Origin of the sequence: Nocardia sp. NPDC006982 (genome assembly GCF_042869435.1) — a bacterium.
Classification (GTDB): Bacteria; Actinomycetota; Actinomycetes; order Mycobacteriales; family Mycobacteriaceae; genus Nocardia.
On sequence record NZ_JBIAFV010000008.1, the window covers coordinates 57,857 to 75,046 of the forward strand.

Genomic DNA, 17,190 nt, shown 5'->3' on the forward strand with positions numbered 1-17,190 from the left:
TGGACGGGGAAACCTCGTTTGTTGGCTGGACGGGGGAACCTGATGAAGCGCTCGAGCGCCCATGCGGCGCTGCTGCTCACCGTGATCGGCGCGCTGGTGTCGCTGCTCGGCACCGGGTGCGCGTCGGTATCCGCGGTGGATGCCGAGCCCGTCGTCGGCGCGCTGCCGGAACCTCCGCTGACCGCCAATACGCTGCACGCCGAGCTGCGCTTGCCGCCGCTGCGGTGTCAGCTGCCGCCGATCGAGATGAGCGCGGCGGGCCAGCGGCAATTCGTGCAGACCGAGCTGGACTGCTTGACGAAGGCCTGGGATCCGGCCGTGCGCGCCGCGGGTATGGGCCTCGCGCCGCTGCAACTCGTGGTGGTCGACAACGTGACGACCGGCTGCTCGAAACAGGTCCAGTCCACCGATCCCGCGTTCTATTGCGGCGGCACTGTGTACTGGCCGACCGACGATCCCATCCATCGGGGTTGGGGTTCACAACTCGGGCAATACCTGATGTTCGTCGTGATGCACGAATACGGGCACCACCTGCAGTCCTCCACCGGCATCCTGCGCAGCGCCGATCGGGATATCGATTCCGCGGGCGAGAAGTCACCGCTCGGCCTGGAACTCAGCCGACGCATCGAACTCCAGGCCCAGTGCCTGGCCGGTGTGATGCTGGCGGCAGCTCAGGCCGGCGGCATGCTGACCCCGGCCGAGGCGGTCGATTTGATCGATATCCAATCCGATACCGAGGAGGATCCGACCCACGGCACCGGCGTGAACAGCCGACGCTGGGTCGAATCCGGTTACCGCACCGCTTCCACGTCATCGTGCAATACCTGGGCTGCCGCGCTCGACGAAGTGGAGTAACCAGCCTCAGGCTATGGAAAGGGCGATGCCGTCGAGAATGTCGTGTTCGCTGACGATCAGGGCGGAAATGTCGGCGCGGCGGGACAGTTCGTAGGCGAGCACCTCGGTGATGACCGCGCCGCCGCCGATCACATCGACGCGGCCGGGATGCATGGGGCCGAGGGCGGCGCGCTCGTCGTGGTTCATGCCGATCAGGCGATCGCAGACCTCACGCACCTGGTCCAGGGTGAGGCTGGTGAGATGGACTCGCTCCGAATCGTATTCGGGCAGATCGAGGGCCACGGCGGCGATCGTGGTCATGGTGCCCGCGACGCCGACCCAGGTGTGCGCGCCGTCGACGGGGACCTTGGCGAAGGCCTCGTCCAGTCGTTCGGTGGCGAATTCCCGTGCGGCGGAGACCTGTTCGGCGGTCGGCGGGTTACCCGGCAGGCATCGCTCGGTGATGCGGACGCAGCCGATATCGGCGGAGAATGCGGCACGGACACCATCACTGTCGCCGACGACGAGTTCGGTGGAACCGCCGCCGAGATCGACGACAACGAAAGGCCCTGCCTCGCTCGCCAATTCGCCGACCGCACCGGTGAAGGACAGCCGCGCCTCCTCGTCACCGGTGATCACCTCGGCCTCCGCACCCGCCACCACGGTGCCGAGTTCGGCACGGGCCATGGCGAAGAAGTCCTCGCGGTTGGCGGCATCGCGCGTCGCGGAGGTCGCGACCATCCGCACCCGATCGACCCCCGCCTCCCGCATCAGCGCGGCATAATCGGCGAGCGCAACCCTGGTGCGCTCGATCGCCTCCGGCGCAAGCGCCCCTGTGGCATCCACCCCCTGCCCCAGCCGCACAATGCGCATCTCCCGGTGCACATCCGCCAACCGCCCATCGCCGAGCACCTCGGCGATCAATAGTCGAATCGAATTCGTCCCGCAATCAACCGCCGCTACCCGATCGCTCATTGCTCAGCTCCGCTCATATCAGCCCCGGCCAATTTCCCACTCGCGCGCAACGGCGCGTCCAGTCATCCAAGTTCATGCGCCGCCCGCCTCGGTGCGTGCGCTCATCGCAGCGCCCGCGCTGAGCACAGCGCGCACATTCTTTCCAGCGCCCGTGGTCAGTTCAAGCGCCGCGCGCACGTCATCGCCCGTCGGCCGGAGTGTGTGGCGGCTCGTATTTCGGCCAGTCTGCGGGGATTGCAGTGCCGCGGAGGCCGTGGTCGGCGGCCATGGCGACTGCTTCGTCGCCGAAGGGGTTGACGCCTGGGCCCTTGGCGAGGGCGTGGGCGATCAGGACGTGCAGGCATTTCACTCGTTCGGGCATGCCGCCGCCGGTGAAATCGGTACCGAGCGATTCGATTTCATCGCGCTCGGCCAGATAGCTCTCGTGGGCAGCGCGGTAGGCGGCGGCCAATTCCGGGTCGGTGGCGAGGCGTTCTGTCATTTCCCGCATGACGCCCGCGGATTCCTGCCTGCTCGCCTCTGCCGTGAGGCGGGGATCGGTCAGGTAGTAGAGGGTCGGAAAGGGGGTGCCGTCAGGCAGCCGCGGCGCGGTCTTGACCACCGCGGGCAGCCCGTCCGGGGTGCGGTAGGCGACGGCGAGTACGCCGCGCGGTTCGCGTCCGAGCTGCTTGGCGATGATCTCGAGATCGCGGTCGTTCGGTACGGTCACCTGGGTCCTTCCGGTGCTGGCTGCGGCGCGGGCGGCCCGGCCGGTGCGGCCACGGGCGCCGGGGCCTGCTGCGGTTGCGAAATACTGCGCCACAGGTCGGTGTACCAGGGCTCGGGTGCCTTCGACTGGGTCGGCGCGGCGGGCGGCGCGGGCGCTTCGATACCCGGCACCTGGACGATATAGGGCGTCTCCCCCGGCATAACCAGCCGCAACCGGTCCCTGGCCTCGGAACGCACGTAGGCCGGATCCTGTTGCTGCGCACGGCGATCCCGCAACTTGGCGAGATCGGCCTCGAGTTCGATGCGCTCCTGCGCCAGGTGCGCTGCCTCGGCGCGCTGGGCGAAATAGGTGCGCAGCGGAACGGCCAAGGTCAACGCGAGTGCGCCCACGACGACGGCCAGTATGACCGCCTTACCGGTGGACAGCCCGAGGATGGTGCGATCGTGCTTGTCCTCGTGCCCGCCGGAGCGCAGCCCGATCTTCTGCGGCTTGGCCTTGTCGGCGGATTCGGACCGCCTGCGGGTCGTCCGCTTCGGTGCGGCCGCCGGCGATTCGGCGGACGGGCGCGATCTGGCAGAACGCGACGTGCGGCGGTTCCCGCGTCCAGCCGGACTGGATCCACGCGCACGTCGCTCTGTCATACCGCTCCCCTAGCTGACTAGCCTTCGAACGCGAACCGCGGGAACGCGACGTCACCCGCGTACCGTGCGGAATCGCCGAGCGCATCCTCGATGCGCAGCAGCTGGTTGTACTTGGCGACACGCTCGCTGCGCGCCGGGGCGCCGGTCTTGATCTGACCGCTGCCGACCGCGACGGCCAGGTCGGCGATCGTGGTGTCCTCGGTCTCGCCGGAGCGGTGGCTCATCATCGTCTTGTAGCCGTTGCGGTGCGCGAGCTCGACGGCATCCAAAGTCTCGGTGAGCGTGCCGATCTGGTTGACCTTCACCAGCAGCGCATTGGCCGCGCCCTTGGTGATGCCCTCCTCCAGGCGCTCCGGGTTGGTGACGAACAGGTCGTCGCCGACCAGCTGCACCTTGTCACCGATCTGGTCGGTCAGCGCGACCCAGCCGTCCCAGTCGTCCTCCGACAGCGGGTCCTCGATGGAGACCAGCGGGTAGGCGGTGAGCAGTTCGGCGTAGAACTGCGCCATGTCGGCGGCCGAGCGGACGCTGCCTTCGAACTTGTATCCGCTGCCCGCGGTGTAGAACTCGGTGGCGGCGACATCGAGCGCGAGCGCGACATCGGTGCCCAGCTTCAGGCCGGTCTTCGAGATCGCGACACCGATCAGGTCGAGCGCTTCCTTGGTGCCCCCAACGGACGGCGCGAAACCACCCTCGTCACCGAGACCGGTGGACAGGCCCTTGGACTTCAGCACCGACTTCAGCGCGTGGTACACCTCCGCACCCCAGCGCAGCGACTCCTTGAAGGTGCTCGCGCCGATCGGGGCGACCATGAACTCCTGGACATCGACGCCGCTGTCCGCGTGTGCGCCACCGTTGAGGATGTTCATCATCGGCACCGGGAGCACGTGCGCGTTCGGGCCGCCCAGGTAGCGGAACAGCTCGAGACCCGAGGATTCAGCGGCGGCGCGGGCCACCGCGAGCGAAACGCCGAGCAGGGCGTTCGCACCCAGGCGGGACTTGTCCGGGGTGCCGTCCAGATCCAGCAGGACCTGGTCGACGGTGCGCTGCTCGACCGCGTCCAGACCGATGACGGCGGGCGCGATCTCGTCGAGCACACCCTCGACGGCCTTCTGCACACCCTTGCCGCCGTAGCGCTCGCCGCCGTCGCGCAGTTCGACGGCCTCGTGCTCACCGGTGGAGGCACCGGAGGGAACGGCAGCCCGGGTCAGGGTGCCGTCGTCGAGGGCGATCTCGACCTCGACAGTGGGGTTTCCGCGAGAATCCAGGATCTCGCGAGCTCCGACCTGTTCGATGATGGCCACGAAAACGACACTCCTTCGGCTGTTGGCACGGTAGGTCTGACGGGAAGGGCCGTGCGCTTGCGAGCCTAGCGTCCTCGGGCATTGCGCAGTAACCGGCACTCCGACGAATCATTTCGCGCTGTCGCGATAAGCACCCGTCGTTTCCTCCAAGGGGTGCTCATGCCCGGCGCCCGACGCTGTACGCGGCGGCGCGATCGCGGACGGTCAATAGATAGGCATTCGACTGGTTGTAGGTCAGCAGAGCCTGCTGCCAGCCGCGCTCGGAGGTCAGATCGCCACCGCTCGCGCACAGGTAGCGGGCCGCGGTGAGGGCGGCGTCATCGATATTCTGCGGATCGGCGACACCGTCGCCATTGGCGTCGACACCCCAGCGCTTCCAGGTCTCCGGGATGAATTGCAGTGGGCCCAGCGCCCTGTCGAACTCCGGGTCGCCGTCGAGCTTGCCGCCGTCGGTGTCCTTGACCAGTGCCACACCCGGCGCACCGTCCAGCGGGATGCCGATGATCGGCGGACGCACCGTGCCATCCACATCGACCTCCGAACCGCGATGGGTGCCGTGCTTACTCTCCACACTGGCGATCCCCGCGATGGTGGTCCAGGCGATCCCGCAGTCCGGCCGGGACCGGCCCATGATCGCCGCGGCATAGCCGTACGCCTCCAGCGAGACGCTCGGAATGCCGAGTTTGTCGGATTGCTCGTCGGCCCAGTCGCGTAACTGCACGGCGGTGCGGCCGGGCGCATCCAGATCGATCAGCGGCAGCGGCGTACCGGGACCAGGCGGGATGCCCTCGGGAATGGGCGGAAGATTGCGTTCGGCGCCGCAACCGGCGAGTACAAGGATCACCATTGCGGCGACCAACACGCCGATCAGCTTCGCGAGCATTCCTCCATCATCCGGATCCGAACGACCATCCCCGCGATGCACGCGTCGCGGCAAGCCAAGCGCCATGTACCCCTCCCCTGCAGAACCCGCATGCCCGGTGGTCACGCGCTCCGTGATCCGAGATTACCGAGCAGATCGCCGATAACGCAGCCGCCGATTCGTCGTCGCAGAACTACCGCGCGTCACGCACAAGCTGTGTGCGGGAAACGTCTAGCCGAGGAGTTCGCGGGTCGCGGTGTGCACCGGGGCGGTGAGGACCGCTGTCGCCGAGCCGGATTCGACAATGCGGCCGTGGTCGAGGACGACGAGGTGGGAGCAGTGTCCGGTGACCAGTGTCATGTCGTGGGTGATGACGAGCAGGCCGGTGTCGTGTTCGGCGCGGATGCGGTCCAGCAGGGTCATGATCGAGACGGCGGTGTTGTGGTCCAGGGCCGAGGTGATCTCGTCACAGACCAGCACGGCTGGTTCGGCCGCGAGCGCTCTGGCCAGTGCCACCCGCTGGCGTTGGCCGCCGGAGAGTTCGTGCGGGTAGCGGATGGCGAGCTCCGGTTCGAGTTCGACCGAGTCGAGTAAGTCGGTTATGCGCTGCGCCAGTTCTCGTTTCGGTACACCGCCGATTCGGCGCAGTGGACGGCCGAGCGTCTGGGCGACGGTGCGACGGGGATTGAGCGCGGACCGCGGGTTCTGCGTGACCAGCTGAATACCATTGCGGCCGTTGCGAGCTCGTCGACGGAGGCCGATCGGGATCGACGCACTTCGAAGTTCGAGCGATCCGGTCGCTTCCCGGTGCAGCCCGGCGACAACCCGCGCGAGAGTGGTCTTTCCAGCTCCTGACGCCCCGACGATGGCCAGTGCCGCGCCGCCCGGCAGCACGAAGTCGATGCCCGCCAATACCTCGTGCCCGTCGATCGAGGCCCCGATGTCTTGACCGCGCAGGACGGGCTCCGCAACCAACTCGACTGTCCTGGAGCGCACAGCTACCGCACCCTGTCCGTCGCTGGGTCGCGGAGCCGAGTCCCCGGTGTCGGCCTCTCGACCGAGTCGCGGCTCCGGAACCACCGCCACGCGCACGACCGATGCTGCACCCCCGTTCGATTGCGGTGAATTCGACATACCCGAACGAGCCGGCACAGGTGTGCGGCCGATTACATCGGTAGGCACCGCACCCAACTCGACCACGTCATCCGCGATCGCATGAATAGTGGCGGTGTCGTGCCCGGACAGCAAGATTGCGGCAGAGCGCTGAGCGGCGATATCGGCCAGCAGACGGGCGATTTCGGTGCGGAGGGAACCGTGCAGGCCGGCCAGGGGCTCGTCGAGAACGAGAATTCCGGTGTGGCGAACCAGCGCACGCGCAAGGGCCACTCTGCGCTGCTGACCGCCGGAAAGTTCGCCGGGCCGGCGGCGCAGGTGTTCGTCGGAAAGGCCGACCAACTCCAGCGTTTCGGCCACGGCGGCAGCGGGGTGGCGAACCTCGTCGAGCAGGGAACGCACACGCATCAACGGATTGAGGGCCGAACCGGGATCCTGCCCGACATAAGCGATGTGGTCACGCCGGAACCGTTGCAGTGCACCAGGATTCAATGCGAATACGTCCTGCCCCGCGACCACGGCCGATCCCGCGGATCGCCGGGCTCCCGTTGGCAGATGCCCGAGCAGTGCCCGCATCAACGTGGTCTTGCCCGATCCCGACGGACCGGTCAGGGCGGTGACCTTACCCGCCGCGACGCTGAAACTCGTGGGCTCGAACAACTCCTGACCATTCGATCCGCATACGGTCAGCGCATCGACGACGACAGACGCATTCATCCCCGCTCCTCCAACGCATTGCCTGCGACCGGCGACTCCGCGCCGGTCGGCCCCAGCGACTCGGAACCGCGTGCCCATCGCCGCGGACGGTGCTGATCGAACGAGGTCACCGCGAGATTCACACTGACCGCGACCACCGCGATCGCCAGGCTCGGCGCCAGCACGGACCACGGGTTCAGGAGCATGCCGGAGGAGTTCTCGCGCACCATGACCGCCCAGTTGCTCGCGCCGAGCGTGGTCGGTAGTTGGAGGAACGATGCGGTGCTGACCACATACACGCCCTCTACGAAGCGAAGACCGAGTTGCGCGGCCAAGACCTCGCGTAGATTCGGAATCACCTCACGAAATACCAAGTGCGGCAGAGTTTCACCGCTCGCTTGGGCGGCCTCGACATAGCCGCTGGCAGCGACTCCCGCCGCAGCGGCCGCGAAAACTCTTGCACAGTACGGAGTGCCGAAGAGCAGAGCCACCACGACCATTCCGTAGACGTCCGCATCCGGCCAGGCCGTCAGCACCAGCAAGATTCCGAGAACCGCGGGAAGCAGGATCGCGAAATCGGCGATGCCTTCGATCAACGCACCGACCCGAGGACGCAGTGCCGCGACCGCACCGAGCACGCACGACAACCCGGTCACCGCGACCGCGATCACGCCCGCCAGCAACAGCAGGCCCCAACCACCGTAGAGCAGTTGCGCCAGCACATCCCGCCCGAGTCGGTCTGTGCCCAATAAGGTGTCCGCACCCGGGCGCCCGAACGGTATCCCGACAGCCTCCTCGGCGGGCCGAGTCGCCAGGCTCGGCCCGAGCGCAGCAGCGATAACCACCACCAGTGCAGGCAATGCGGTGAGGAATCTCTTCACCTGCGATCTCCCGATCCGAGCCACCGGAATCCGCTGCGCGCCGGTCATATCCGCCCTCGCAATGCCCAGGCCCGAATCACGTCTGCCATGGCCAGCATCGCCATGATGACGATCCCGGTCAGCGCGACCACCGCGGCGATCAGCGAGGTGTCCCGATCGGCGACCGACCCCGCGAGCACCGCACCGAGTCCCGGGTAGTTGAAGATGGTCTCCACCACCAGCGCACCACCGAGCAGCATGCCGACCGTGGTCGCGAAACTCGCCACAATCGTCGGCAGCGCGAACGGCAGCACATGCCTGGTCAGCACCGTGGTGGTCGAAAGCCCGTCCAGCACCGCACTTTCCACATGCGGCGAGCGCGCGGAGTCGAGCAGGGCCGCGCGCACCACCCGGGTGTTCCAGCCGGTCTGCGGTATCGCCAGTGCGAGCACCGGCAGCACCAGCATGTCCGGACTGGCCGGAAATCCGGAACGCCCGGTAATGGTGACGGCAGGCAACCAACCGGCGCCCAAGGAGAACACCAGGATCAACAAGGTCGCGATGACGAACTCCGGAATCGCCGCCGCCGCTGTGGTAGTCGGCTGCAGGAACCGGGTGGCCGCGCCCCGCCGCGTCGCCCACCAGCCGCCGAGCAGCAGCGACGCGACCACGGTCACCAAGAAGGCGAGCCCGCCGAGCAGCAGCGTCGGCGGGAACTTGTCGGCCAGCAGCTCATTAATCGATCGCCCGCGCGCGGTGCGACCGAAATCACCGGTCGCCACACCGGATATCCACTCGACGAACCGCACCGGCAGCGGCCGGTCCAGGCCGAGTTCGTGTTCCTTCGCCGCGATCTGCTCCGCGGTGGCGTCGCGGCCGAGCACGGCGCGGGCGGAATTGCCCGGCAGCAGATCGACGGCCGCGAACACCGTCGCCAGCAGCGCGACCAGCAGCAGGACGCGCCGGATGAGGAGTCGGGCGAAGGACATCACTCCGCGAGCCAGGCCCGTTCCAACTGCACCCTGGCGAAGCCGCCCAGGGTCGGCACATCGCGCACCCGGGAAGTCGCGATATCGATGCCGTCGGCCATGCCCCACACCAGATAACCGCCGCGGGCGTACTGGATCCGCTGCACGTCACGGCAGGCCGCCGCGTATTCCGAGTCATCGGGCGCGGCAAGTGCTTTCGCGGTGGCCGCATCGAATTCGCCATCCTTGAAGGCGGTTTCGTTGCGATTGGATGTCGAGGACATCAGCTTGGTAGCGAAGAACAGTGTGGAGTCGTTGGTGCCCCAGGAGACCGTGTAAAACGGCGCCTTCAACCAGGTCTGGTCGTAGAAAGTGTTCGACTCCTGCGTCACGACATCGAGGCGCAGCCCGATATCGGCCAGCTGGGTGGCGATCACCTTCGCCGATTCGACCTCGCCAGGGGCCTCGGCCTTGGTGAGGAACTGGTAGCCGCGCCCGGTATCGAATCCGGCATCGCGCAGCAGCGTCTTGGCCCGGTCCACATCGCGGCTGCGCTGCGCAATGGTGTTGTCGTACAACGGATCACCAGTACCGAGGATGTCATTCGCGACGGTGCCGTACCCCGAATGCACCTGATTCACCAGGGCCTTGCGATCGACGCCCAACCGGATCGCCTCGCGCACCCGCGCATCGGCGAACGGCCCGTCGGAGGTCCGCATCGCGACCCCGACCATGGTGTCGTTCGACCGCCGCACCACCCGCAGATCACCGCGCCCCTCGGCGGTGCGTCCCGCGATCGCACCGACATTCGAGGCCAGATCGATCTGCCCGCCGAGCACCGCATTGCCCAATGCCGTCACGCTGTCGAACATGGTGACCTCGATGGCATCCAGCAGTGGCGCCGGACCGTACCACCGATCGTTGCGCACCAGCCGGGCATTGCCACCCTGATAGGACTCCAACCGGAACGGCCCGGTGCCGATGGCCTTGGTGAAATCGCTGGTGTCCTTCTTGACGGTGAACGTCATCAACCGAACCAGTAGCGGTAGTTGCGAATTCGGTTCGGGCAGCGCGATGACCACCCGGTTCGGACCGTCCGCGGTGATGTCCTCAACGGCGGCAGGCATTTTCGACGCACCGCCGACGGTCCGCAGGCGACGCAGCGACCACACCACATCATCGGAGGTGACCGGGGTTCCGTCGTGGAAGGTCGCGCCGTCGGCGATGGTGAAACTCCAGCGGCGTCGCTGCGCGTCGGCTTCCCACCGACTGGAAAGGCGCGCAGCAACATTCGGGTTCGCGCCCGGTACCGTGAGCGCGTCGTACACCAGCGAGGCGATGAGGAAGTCGCTGTCATTGCTCAGATTCGCATGCGGATCGCGTTCGATTCGCGCCGCGCTGCCGAGCGCACCGACCCGCAGGGTGCCACCGCGCCGCACGGGGCCGTCCGAATTGCCGCCGTCCGAACATGCGGCGACCAACAGCACCGCGCCGACACCGAGTCCCGATCGCAGGAGTTGTCGTCGATTCCATTCCATGGTGCTGCCTCCTCGAACCTCAACGAGTTACCCGCGCGCGACCCGCAAACCCTAGCGAATCTAGCTAGGACAGGCTAGCCTAATAGGGTTCCGGCCGTTGAGTTTTGCCGCACCACAGCTATCAGTCACCACCCCGAAAGCAATGCCGCAAATTTGCTACATCTAGCTGCGGCAGGCTTCGACCTCAGCCGTATGCGCTCGCTATTTTTACGACTTGTTTAGGTAAGGCTTGCTTAACACGGCCAGACCCACTAGCTTCGCAGATCGAATCGTCATACCCCCGCTTTTCGACCCGATGCGAAGAAGGGATCACTGGTGAAAGGCGTTCTCTCCGAACGTAAGACGCTTCACCCACTAGATATCGAACGGCGCGAGCTGCCGACCACCGCCGGACATGCGGTGCGCGCTCTCGCTCGCGAGATATGCATCACCGTCGACTCCTGGCCCGATGGCACCACCGACCTCGCGCGCACGCTGACCGATCCGGCATTGCTCGAGCAAATCGATGCGCGTGTCGGCGAGTTGCCCGACGCGGTACGTGTCGCCCTGCGACCGCCCGCCACCGCGGCCGGCGCCACCATCGTCGGCAAACTGCCGTTGACCGATGCCGAATGCGGCCCGACCCCGCCGAGCTGGGTCGAGGCGGCCCGCTGGAGTGGCGAAACCGACCGCCGCGCAAGCTCATTCGAACTCGATATCGCGATGCTGCTGCTCGCCCGCAGCGCGGGTGAACCGTTCGGCTGGCAGGGCCAGCAGGGCGGTCGGCTGGTCAACAACATCGTGCCCTCGCCCGGTCACGAACACGAACAGTCAGGCGCGAGTAGCAAAACCCTGCTCAGCCCGCATACCGAGGACGCCTTCCACCCGGACCGGGCAAACCTGTTGATGCTGGCGTGTCTGCGCAATCCGGACGGCGTCGGCACCACCGTCTCCTCGGTGCGCCGCACCGAGCTCACCGCTGACGAGCGCCGACTACTTGGCACGCCGACCCTGCCGATCCTGCCCGACGTCTCCTACGGCACCGGTCACGAGCACTACTCAGCATTCCCGTTGCCGACGCTGTGGAGCACCGAATCAGTCGACGACACAGCGGATTTGACGCTTCGCTACGATCCGGCATACACCCCGCTCGACGACGCCGATACCGAATTCCGGCTGGCCTACGCGCGCCTCACCGCGGAGCTCGAACGCGTCTGCGTCACCGCCGCGCTGACCCCCGGCGAGCTATTGCTGGTGGACAATGACGTGGCCGTGCACGGCCGGGTACCGTTTACCGCGCGCTATGACGGCACTGACCGGTGGCTCAAGCGCGTCAACGTCCGCCTGCCCGAACGCCGACGGCGGGCCGCCGAGGCCGACGAAAATGGTTATGGGCAACGGATCGTCGCCCCGTTCCGAGCGGCAGGCGACCCGCTCGCGATCGACGGTGTACCGGCCCGGGCTACCACCCGGACCGCAGTAAGGCTGGATACGACACAACATGATCGAGGAACCGTTGAGCACCCGTGACCGGAGCACACCACTGCGTGTGCTGAGCCGCAGCGATCTCGCCGACGTGCCCATCACGCCCGCCGATGTGGTGCGCGCGGTGGAGGAAGCGTATCTCGCCTTCGCCGCGGGCGATTCGGATAATCCGCGCAAACTCAGCGTCGCGAATCCGGACGGCTGGTCGGTGGCCTACGCCATGCTCGGGCGTGACGGCCGGCGCCGGGTGGTCGCGATGAAAACCTCCTACAAATTCGATCCCGGCCACGACCGCAGCACCAAGCGCTACTACACGACCATCACGCTCTACGACGACAGCACCGGCGCGCCGATCGCCATGATGGACTGCGCCAGGGTCGGCGCACTGCGCACCCCTGCGGTGTCAGCCCTGCTGGTGCGCGAGACCGCACGCCGCGGCGCGGAGAGCGTGCTGCTGATCGGCACCGGCACCCAGGGCCGAAATGCCCTGCCGCACTTGCTTGCCGCCAATCCGCAGCTGCGCAAGCTGATGCTCTACGGCACCCATCCGGAGGGTCTGGCGGCGGTGCGCGATTACCTCGCCGAATACAATCCGCACGCGTTGCTGGAGACCGTCGAGGATCCGCGCGCGGCCGCCGGTACTGCCGATGTGGTGTTGGCGACGGCCGGACCGGGCACCGAGGTCGGGATCAAATCCGAGGATCTCGCACCGGGATCCACCGTGGTGCTCGTCGGCTACGGTTTGGCGCCGTCCACGCTGGTCGACGCCGATCGCGTAATCGCCACCAGCGCCGAGCAAATGGCGCTGACCGGCACCGATATGGCCGGTCCCGACGGTAGATTGCGCACCGTCGATGCCGAACTGCCACAGATCCTGAGCCGTCGCGCGATCGCCCGGCGCTCCGACGACGAGCGGATCTTCGTCTACAACAGCGGGTTGGTGCTGACCGATATCGCCGTCGCACACGCACTCGCCGAACGAGCCATTGCCGAGGGCCGCGGCACGGAGGTGCCCCTGTGGGACTAGACATCGGCGCCGTCGAGTTCGACAAGAAGGTACGCATCCCCGGCACCGCCGAACCCGACGGCACGCTGCTGTTCGACGACGGCTCGACCCGCGACAAGGTCGAACTCGGCGATGATCGGTCGGGTACCGAGACTGCCCCTGATCCCGCTGTACTGGCGGCAGTGCGGGGCCTGCTGAGCATTTGCGCACCCGCCCTGCCCGCACACACCGACGACTGGGAGCGCAGGCTGCTCGCCGATCCGAATCTGCTCGGCGATATCGCCTTTGCGATCGGTGGGCCGTTCCATGTGATGTATCCGTCACGAGTCGCGGTGAATATCAACGGATTTCAGCAGGTATTCGAGCAGGCTGGTGTAGATGGGGTCGTCTACTTCGGCAAGAAGGCCAACAAGGCGGCCTGTGTTGCCCGCGCTTGCGCCGAGTATGGCGCGGGCGTGGACGTTTCCAGTGTGGGTGAGCTGAATGCCGCACTGTCACAGGGTGTTCGCGGTGCCGAGCTGATGGTCACCGGTCCCGCAAAATCCGACGATCTGCTGTGGCTTGCCGTGCGGCACGGCGCATCGATCGCCGTGGACAGTCTCGACGAGCTCGACAGGCTGGCCGCATTCACCACCCCCGCCGCCGCGGCCCGCGTACTACTTCGCGTGCTGCCCAATGGATCCGCGAGCCGATTCGGCATGACCGCAGCGGAATTGGACCGCGCGATTTCGGTGATCGGCGCGTCCGGCACCGTCGGCCACGAATCGATTCGCCTACAGGGCTTCAGCTTCCACCTGTCCGGCTACGATGCCGTCGCACGCGCCGAACAGGCCGGCGAATTGATCACCCGCTGCCTGGATGCGCGCACACTGGGCCATCCGGCCTGCACCATCTCCATCGGCGGTGGATTCGGCGTCGACTATGTGCCCGCGAGCGCCTGGACGGAGTTCACCGATCACGCGAACGGTCAGTGGTTCCACGCGGGGAAGTCGTTCGATTCGTACTACCCGTACCACTTCCCGGCGCCCGGCCCGGCCATGCTCACCGCCGTCCTCGCGCATAACGCACTCGCGCAACGGTTGCGCGACAACGATATCCGGCTCGCCGTCGAACCCGGCCGGGCACTGCTCGACCGCGCCGGATCCAGCGTCTTCCGGGTGCAGGGCAGCAAGACCCGCCACGTCGACGGTCACCCCTACCAACTGCTCACCGTGGACGGCACCAGCCTGAGCCTGTCCGAGCAGTGGTTCGACAGTGAATACCTCCCCGATCCGATACTGTGGCCGCCGCGCCCGGGCGAGCTCACCCCGACCTGCGTCGGCGCGGCCAGCTGTCTGGAGTCCGACATGCTCAGCTGGCGGCGCGTCCCGTTACCGAGACGAGCCGAGGTCGGCGATCTGCTGATCTATCCGAATACCGCCGGTTACCAAATGGATTCGAACGAATCGGCCTTTCACGAACTGCCGATTCCGCCGAAGGTGGTGCTGCACGGCACCGGCGATCGACTCCGCTGGACGCTCGACGCCGGATGACCCGGCACCCCCATTCGACCAATACCCCTACGGCCCCGAACGAGGAGACCTCCATGCCGCTCGTCACGCGCGTGACGGATCTGATCGGTCGCACCCCGCTATTCGAACTGGCGACCACCGCGACCGGCACCCGGCTGCTGCTCAAACTCGAGCAGTTCAATCCGACGGGTGCGGCCAAGATCAGGATGGCGCGCGCGATGATCGACGATGCGGAGCGTCGAGGTTTGCTGGGCGATGGCGGTCATATTATCGAGTCGACATCCGGGAATACCGGGCTCGGCCTCGCGGTAGTAGCTGCCGAACGTGGGTATCGCTTCACCGCAGTGGTCGATCACCACGCATGTAAGGACAAGCTGCGCGCGATGCGAGCAATGGGTGCGGAATTGGTATTCGTCGCCGATGACGGTGACGACAACCTGGCCACCTCCGCGCGGGAAGACCTGGCCGAGGCGATGGCGGCCGGACAGTCCGACGCGTATTTCACCGAACAGCACAACAACGACGCGAACGCGGTCGGCTACTACGCCGTGGCCGAAGAATTGCTCGAAGACGTGGAGCGCGTCGATATCCTGCTCTCCGCGGTGGGCACCGGCGGTTCGCTGTTCGGCACCGCGACCCGACTGCGCCAACTCGGCTGCACACCACGGGTGATCGGCGTGGAGCCGGTCGGATCGATTGCCTTCGGCGGGCCGGGCGGGCCGTACTGGCAGTCCGGTACCGGCACCCCACCCGGCGCCACCATCGGCACCGCCGTGGACTATTCGCTGCTCGACGAGGGTGTCAAAGTTTCCGATGTCGCGGCCTTCGCCACCGCTCGCGCGGTCGCGGCCAAGCTGGGCCTGATGATCGGCGGCTCTGCGGGCGGCTCGGTACACGCCGCGCTCACCCGCCTCGAGGAGTTCCCGCCCGGCTCGACCGTGGTCACCATCGTCTGCGACGGCGGCGAGAAGTATCTCGACACGGTCTTCGACGACGAGTGGATGCGCGAACGCGATCTTCTCGACGCCGCCACCGAACGCGATGTGCACGCCATGCTCGACCGCTACGCTCCCGTCCGCCACGGCCAACTTGTCGAGGCGCGATGAAGCACATGCGGGCTTTCGATCACCGTTGCGCGACACCCCGTACGTCTGAAATGATCACCTTGTTAGGGTTACCTAACCAAAATGAAGCTCAGCGACGAGTCGGGACGAGGCGCATGGCGTTCGATTTCGGGATTCGACCGGTGGAGGTGCGATGCTGAATCTGTCCACCTTCCGTGCCGATGGGCGACAGCTCACCGCGCTGGCGGCACCGATCGCACTCACCCAACTCGCGCAGATCGCGGTATCCACTACCAATATCGCTCTGATGGGCACGCTCGGTGTGCGCGAAGTCGCCGCGGGCGGGCTCGCGATGGTGCTGTTCAACCAGATTCGCACCATGTGCGTCGGCCTGATCACTGGGACCGGGAATCAGATCGCGTCCTCGGTGAGTGCGGCGGATAAGCGTGGTGAATCCGCGGACGGGGAGGTCCGCGATATCGTCCGCTCGAGTTTCCTGGTCGCCACCTTCGCCGGAATCATCGGCGGCGCAGTGCTGATCGGACTCGGCTGGGCGCTGCAATGGCTCGGCCAGGACGCGGGCGTACTCGCCGACGCGCGACCGCTCATGCTCGCGCTTGCGCCTGGACTGCTGCCCTGCCTGTGGTTCCAAGTACTGCGGCAGTACACCGTCGGTATGCAGCGTCCGCAGGCACTGCTGCTGGTCACCCTCGGTTCGGTGGCGCTGAATCTCGTATTGGCCCTTACCTTCATGCACGGCTGGGTCGGCCTGCCCGCGCTGGGACTGACCGGCATCGGCATCGCGTCCGCACTGGTCCACCTGATCACCTTCGGCGTCTTCTCGGCGATGGTGCGTGCCGATGCGACGCTCGGCGCGACCCTGCCGCTGCGTCCGTGGCCGGTGCACATGCCGACCATCCGGGCCGAACTGAAACTCGGTACGCCGATCGCGCTCACTTACGGTTCGGAAGCTGGCATGTTCTCCGTGCTCGCCCTGGTGATGGGCAGTATCGGACCGGCCGCGCTGGCCGCGCACAATGTGGTCTACCAGATCATCTACATCGTCTTCCAGGTCGCGATCGGCCTGTCGCACGGCGCGTCCATCCTGGTCAGCCATGCCGTCGCGCGCGACGAATACGGCCACGCCCGTGCGCTGGCCTGGTTGGCGCTACAGCATGCGGGCATCGTCGCCGCGGTCACCGGCGTGGTCTATATCGCCGCGCCGAAACTCGTGCTGAGCCCCTTCCTCGAACCCGGTGACACCGCGACGATCGAACTTGCCCGCTCGCTGCTGCTCATCGGCATCGTGCTCCAATTCTTCGATGCCGCACAGAACATCGGCACCGGCCTGCTGCGCGGTCTGAAGGAAACCAAGGCGGGCTTCCGCCTGTCCCTGGTCGGCTACTGGCTCGTCGGCCTGCCCACGGCCCTGCTGCTGGCCTTCCCGGTCGGCCTCGGCGCCGCGGGCGTCTGGTGGGGTCTGACCGCGGGTCTGGCCGGCACGGCCGTCCTCATGCTCCGCCGCTACTTCGCTCTGCTCGACACCGCCGCTTCCACTCACCGACACTCTCTCCCGCAATCCCTACCCACCCCTTCCTGACCTCGTGAAATCCGGACCTAACGGGCGGCGGAAAGTGTTGTGCAG

Annotated in this window: 15 protein-coding genes; 6 read left to right on the forward strand and 9 right to left on the reverse strand. The window is 66.8% G+C overall.

What is annotated here, in order from left to right; all coding sequences use genetic code 11:
* Positions 1-42: 42 nt before the first annotated feature.
* Positions 43-855 carry a neutral zinc metallopeptidase gene (locus ACFYOW_RS29485; protein ID WP_387293348.1) on the forward strand — a complete coding sequence of 271 codons (813 nt, stop codon included), beginning with the start codon at positions 43-45 and terminating at the stop codon, positions 853-855.
* 6 nt (positions 856-861) lie between these two features.
* On the opposite strand, the gene ACFYOW_RS29490 is transcribed toward ACFYOW_RS29485, so the two are convergent.
* The 9 genes from ACFYOW_RS29490 to ACFYOW_RS29530 form a co-directional block, all read right to left on the reverse strand.
* Entirely contained in the window at positions 862-1,809 is a 948-nt protein-coding gene (locus ACFYOW_RS29490) for an exopolyphosphatase (protein WP_387293349.1), read from the reverse strand.
* A 178-nt stretch (positions 1,810-1,987) separates the two neighbouring features.
* Positions 1,988-2,518, reverse strand: coding sequence for a DUF501 domain-containing protein (locus ACFYOW_RS29495; protein WP_387293350.1), 531 nt, complete (start codon positions 2,516-2,518; stop codon positions 1,988-1,990).
* On the reverse strand, positions 2,515-3,159 hold the full coding sequence (locus ACFYOW_RS29500; RefSeq protein WP_387293351.1) for a septum formation initiator family protein: 645 nt from the start codon (positions 3,157-3,159) through the stop codon (positions 2,515-2,517). The genes ACFYOW_RS29495 and ACFYOW_RS29500 overlap by 4 nt, the downstream gene beginning before the upstream one ends.
* A 17-nt stretch (positions 3,160-3,176) precedes the next feature.
* Complete coding sequence (gene eno / locus ACFYOW_RS29505; RefSeq protein ID WP_387293352.1) at positions 3,177-4,463, reverse strand: phosphopyruvate hydratase; 1,287 nt, start codon at positions 4,461-4,463, stop codon at positions 3,177-3,179.
* Between the two features lie 157 nt (positions 4,464-4,620).
* Positions 4,621-5,346, reverse strand: a complete 726-nt coding sequence (locus ACFYOW_RS29510) for a lytic transglycosylase domain-containing protein (RefSeq protein ID WP_387293353.1) — start codon at positions 5,344-5,346, stop codon at positions 4,621-4,623.
* 210 nt (positions 5,347-5,556) lie between these two features.
* The gene (locus tag ACFYOW_RS29515; protein WP_387293354.1) at positions 5,557-7,155 is read right to left on the reverse strand and encodes an ABC transporter ATP-binding protein; all 1,599 of its coding nucleotides are present in this window, start codon (positions 7,153-7,155) and stop codon (positions 5,557-5,559) included.
* A complete protein-coding gene (locus ACFYOW_RS29520; protein WP_387293355.1) occupies positions 7,152-8,015 on the reverse strand; it encodes an ABC transporter permease in 864 nt (287 codons plus the stop codon). The genes ACFYOW_RS29515 and ACFYOW_RS29520 overlap by 4 nt, the downstream gene beginning before the upstream one ends.
* Positions 8,016-8,059: 44 nt before the next feature.
* Positions 8,060-8,983 carry an ABC transporter permease gene (locus ACFYOW_RS29525; protein WP_387293356.1) on the reverse strand — a complete coding sequence of 308 codons (924 nt, stop codon included), beginning with the start codon at positions 8,981-8,983 and terminating at the stop codon, positions 8,060-8,062.
* Positions 8,983-10,500, reverse strand: a complete 1,518-nt coding sequence (locus ACFYOW_RS29530) for an ABC transporter substrate-binding protein (RefSeq protein ID WP_387293357.1) — start codon at positions 10,498-10,500, stop codon at positions 8,983-8,985. The genes ACFYOW_RS29525 and ACFYOW_RS29530 overlap by 1 nt, the downstream gene beginning before the upstream one ends.
* 315 nt (positions 10,501-10,815) lie before the next feature.
* On the opposite strand from ACFYOW_RS29530, the gene ACFYOW_RS29535 reads away from it, so the two are divergent.
* From ACFYOW_RS29535 to ACFYOW_RS29555, 5 genes are all read left to right on the forward strand, one after another.
* Positions 10,816-12,009, forward strand: coding sequence for a TauD/TfdA family dioxygenase (locus tag ACFYOW_RS29535; protein ID WP_387293358.1), 1,194 nt, complete (start codon positions 10,816-10,818; stop codon positions 12,007-12,009).
* A complete protein-coding gene (locus ACFYOW_RS29540) occupies positions 11,981-12,991 on the forward strand; it encodes an ornithine cyclodeaminase family protein (RefSeq protein WP_387293359.1) in 1,011 nt (336 codons plus the stop codon). Before ACFYOW_RS29535 ends, ACFYOW_RS29540 begins: the two co-directional genes overlap by 29 nt.
* A 152-nt stretch (positions 12,992-13,143) precedes the next feature.
* Entirely contained in the window at positions 13,144-14,502 is a 1,359-nt protein-coding gene (locus tag ACFYOW_RS29545; RefSeq protein WP_387293525.1) for an alanine racemase, read from the forward strand.
* 53 nt (positions 14,503-14,555) lie between these two features.
* Positions 14,556-15,587 (forward strand): PLP-dependent cysteine synthase family protein, encoded by a 1,032-nt coding sequence (locus ACFYOW_RS29550; RefSeq protein WP_387293360.1) that lies wholly within the window; start codon positions 14,556-14,558, stop codon positions 15,585-15,587.
* A 151-nt stretch (positions 15,588-15,738) separates the two neighbouring features.
* On the forward strand, positions 15,739-17,145 hold the full coding sequence (locus ACFYOW_RS29555) for an MATE family efflux transporter (RefSeq protein WP_387293361.1): 1,407 nt from the start codon (positions 15,739-15,741) through the stop codon (positions 17,143-17,145).
* The last annotated feature ends 45 nt before the right edge of the window (positions 17,146-17,190 follow it).

Excerpts from the sequence above, each read along its gene's own strand:
- ACFYOW_RS29485 (WP_387293348.1), top strand. The coding sequence starts at position 43 with ATGAAGCGCTCGAGCGCCCATGCGGCGCTGCTGCTCACCGTGATCGGC.
- ACFYOW_RS29550 (WP_387293360.1), top strand. The coding sequence starts at position 14,556 with ATGCCGCTCGTCACGCGCGTGACGGATCTGATCGGTCGCACCCCGCTA.
- ACFYOW_RS29530 (WP_387293357.1), bottom strand. The coding sequence starts at position 10,500 with ATGGAATGGAATCGACGACAACTCCTGCGATCGGGACTCGGTGTCGGC.
- ACFYOW_RS29490 (WP_387293349.1), bottom strand. The coding sequence starts at position 1,809 with ATGAGCGATCGGGTAGCGGCGGTTGATTGCGGGACGAATTCGATTCGA.
- ACFYOW_RS29515 (WP_387293354.1), bottom strand. The coding sequence starts at position 7,155 with ATGAATGCGTCTGTCGTCGTCGATGCGCTGACCGTATGCGGATCGAAT.
- ACFYOW_RS29510 (WP_387293353.1), bottom strand. The coding sequence starts at position 5,346 with ATGCTCGCGAAGCTGATCGGCGTGTTGGTCGCCGCAATGGTGATCCTT.
- ACFYOW_RS29525 (WP_387293356.1), bottom strand. The coding sequence starts at position 8,983 with ATGTCCTTCGCCCGACTCCTCATCCGGCGCGTCCTGCTGCTGGTCGCG.
- ACFYOW_RS29500 (WP_387293351.1), bottom strand. The coding sequence starts at position 3,159 with ATGACAGAGCGACGTGCGCGTGGATCCAGTCCGGCTGGACGCGGGAAC.
- ACFYOW_RS29540 (WP_387293359.1), top strand. The coding sequence starts at position 11,981 with ATGATCGAGGAACCGTTGAGCACCCGTGACCGGAGCACACCACTGCGT.
- ACFYOW_RS29555 (WP_387293361.1), top strand. The coding sequence starts at position 15,739 with ATGCTGAATCTGTCCACCTTCCGTGCCGATGGGCGACAGCTCACCGCG.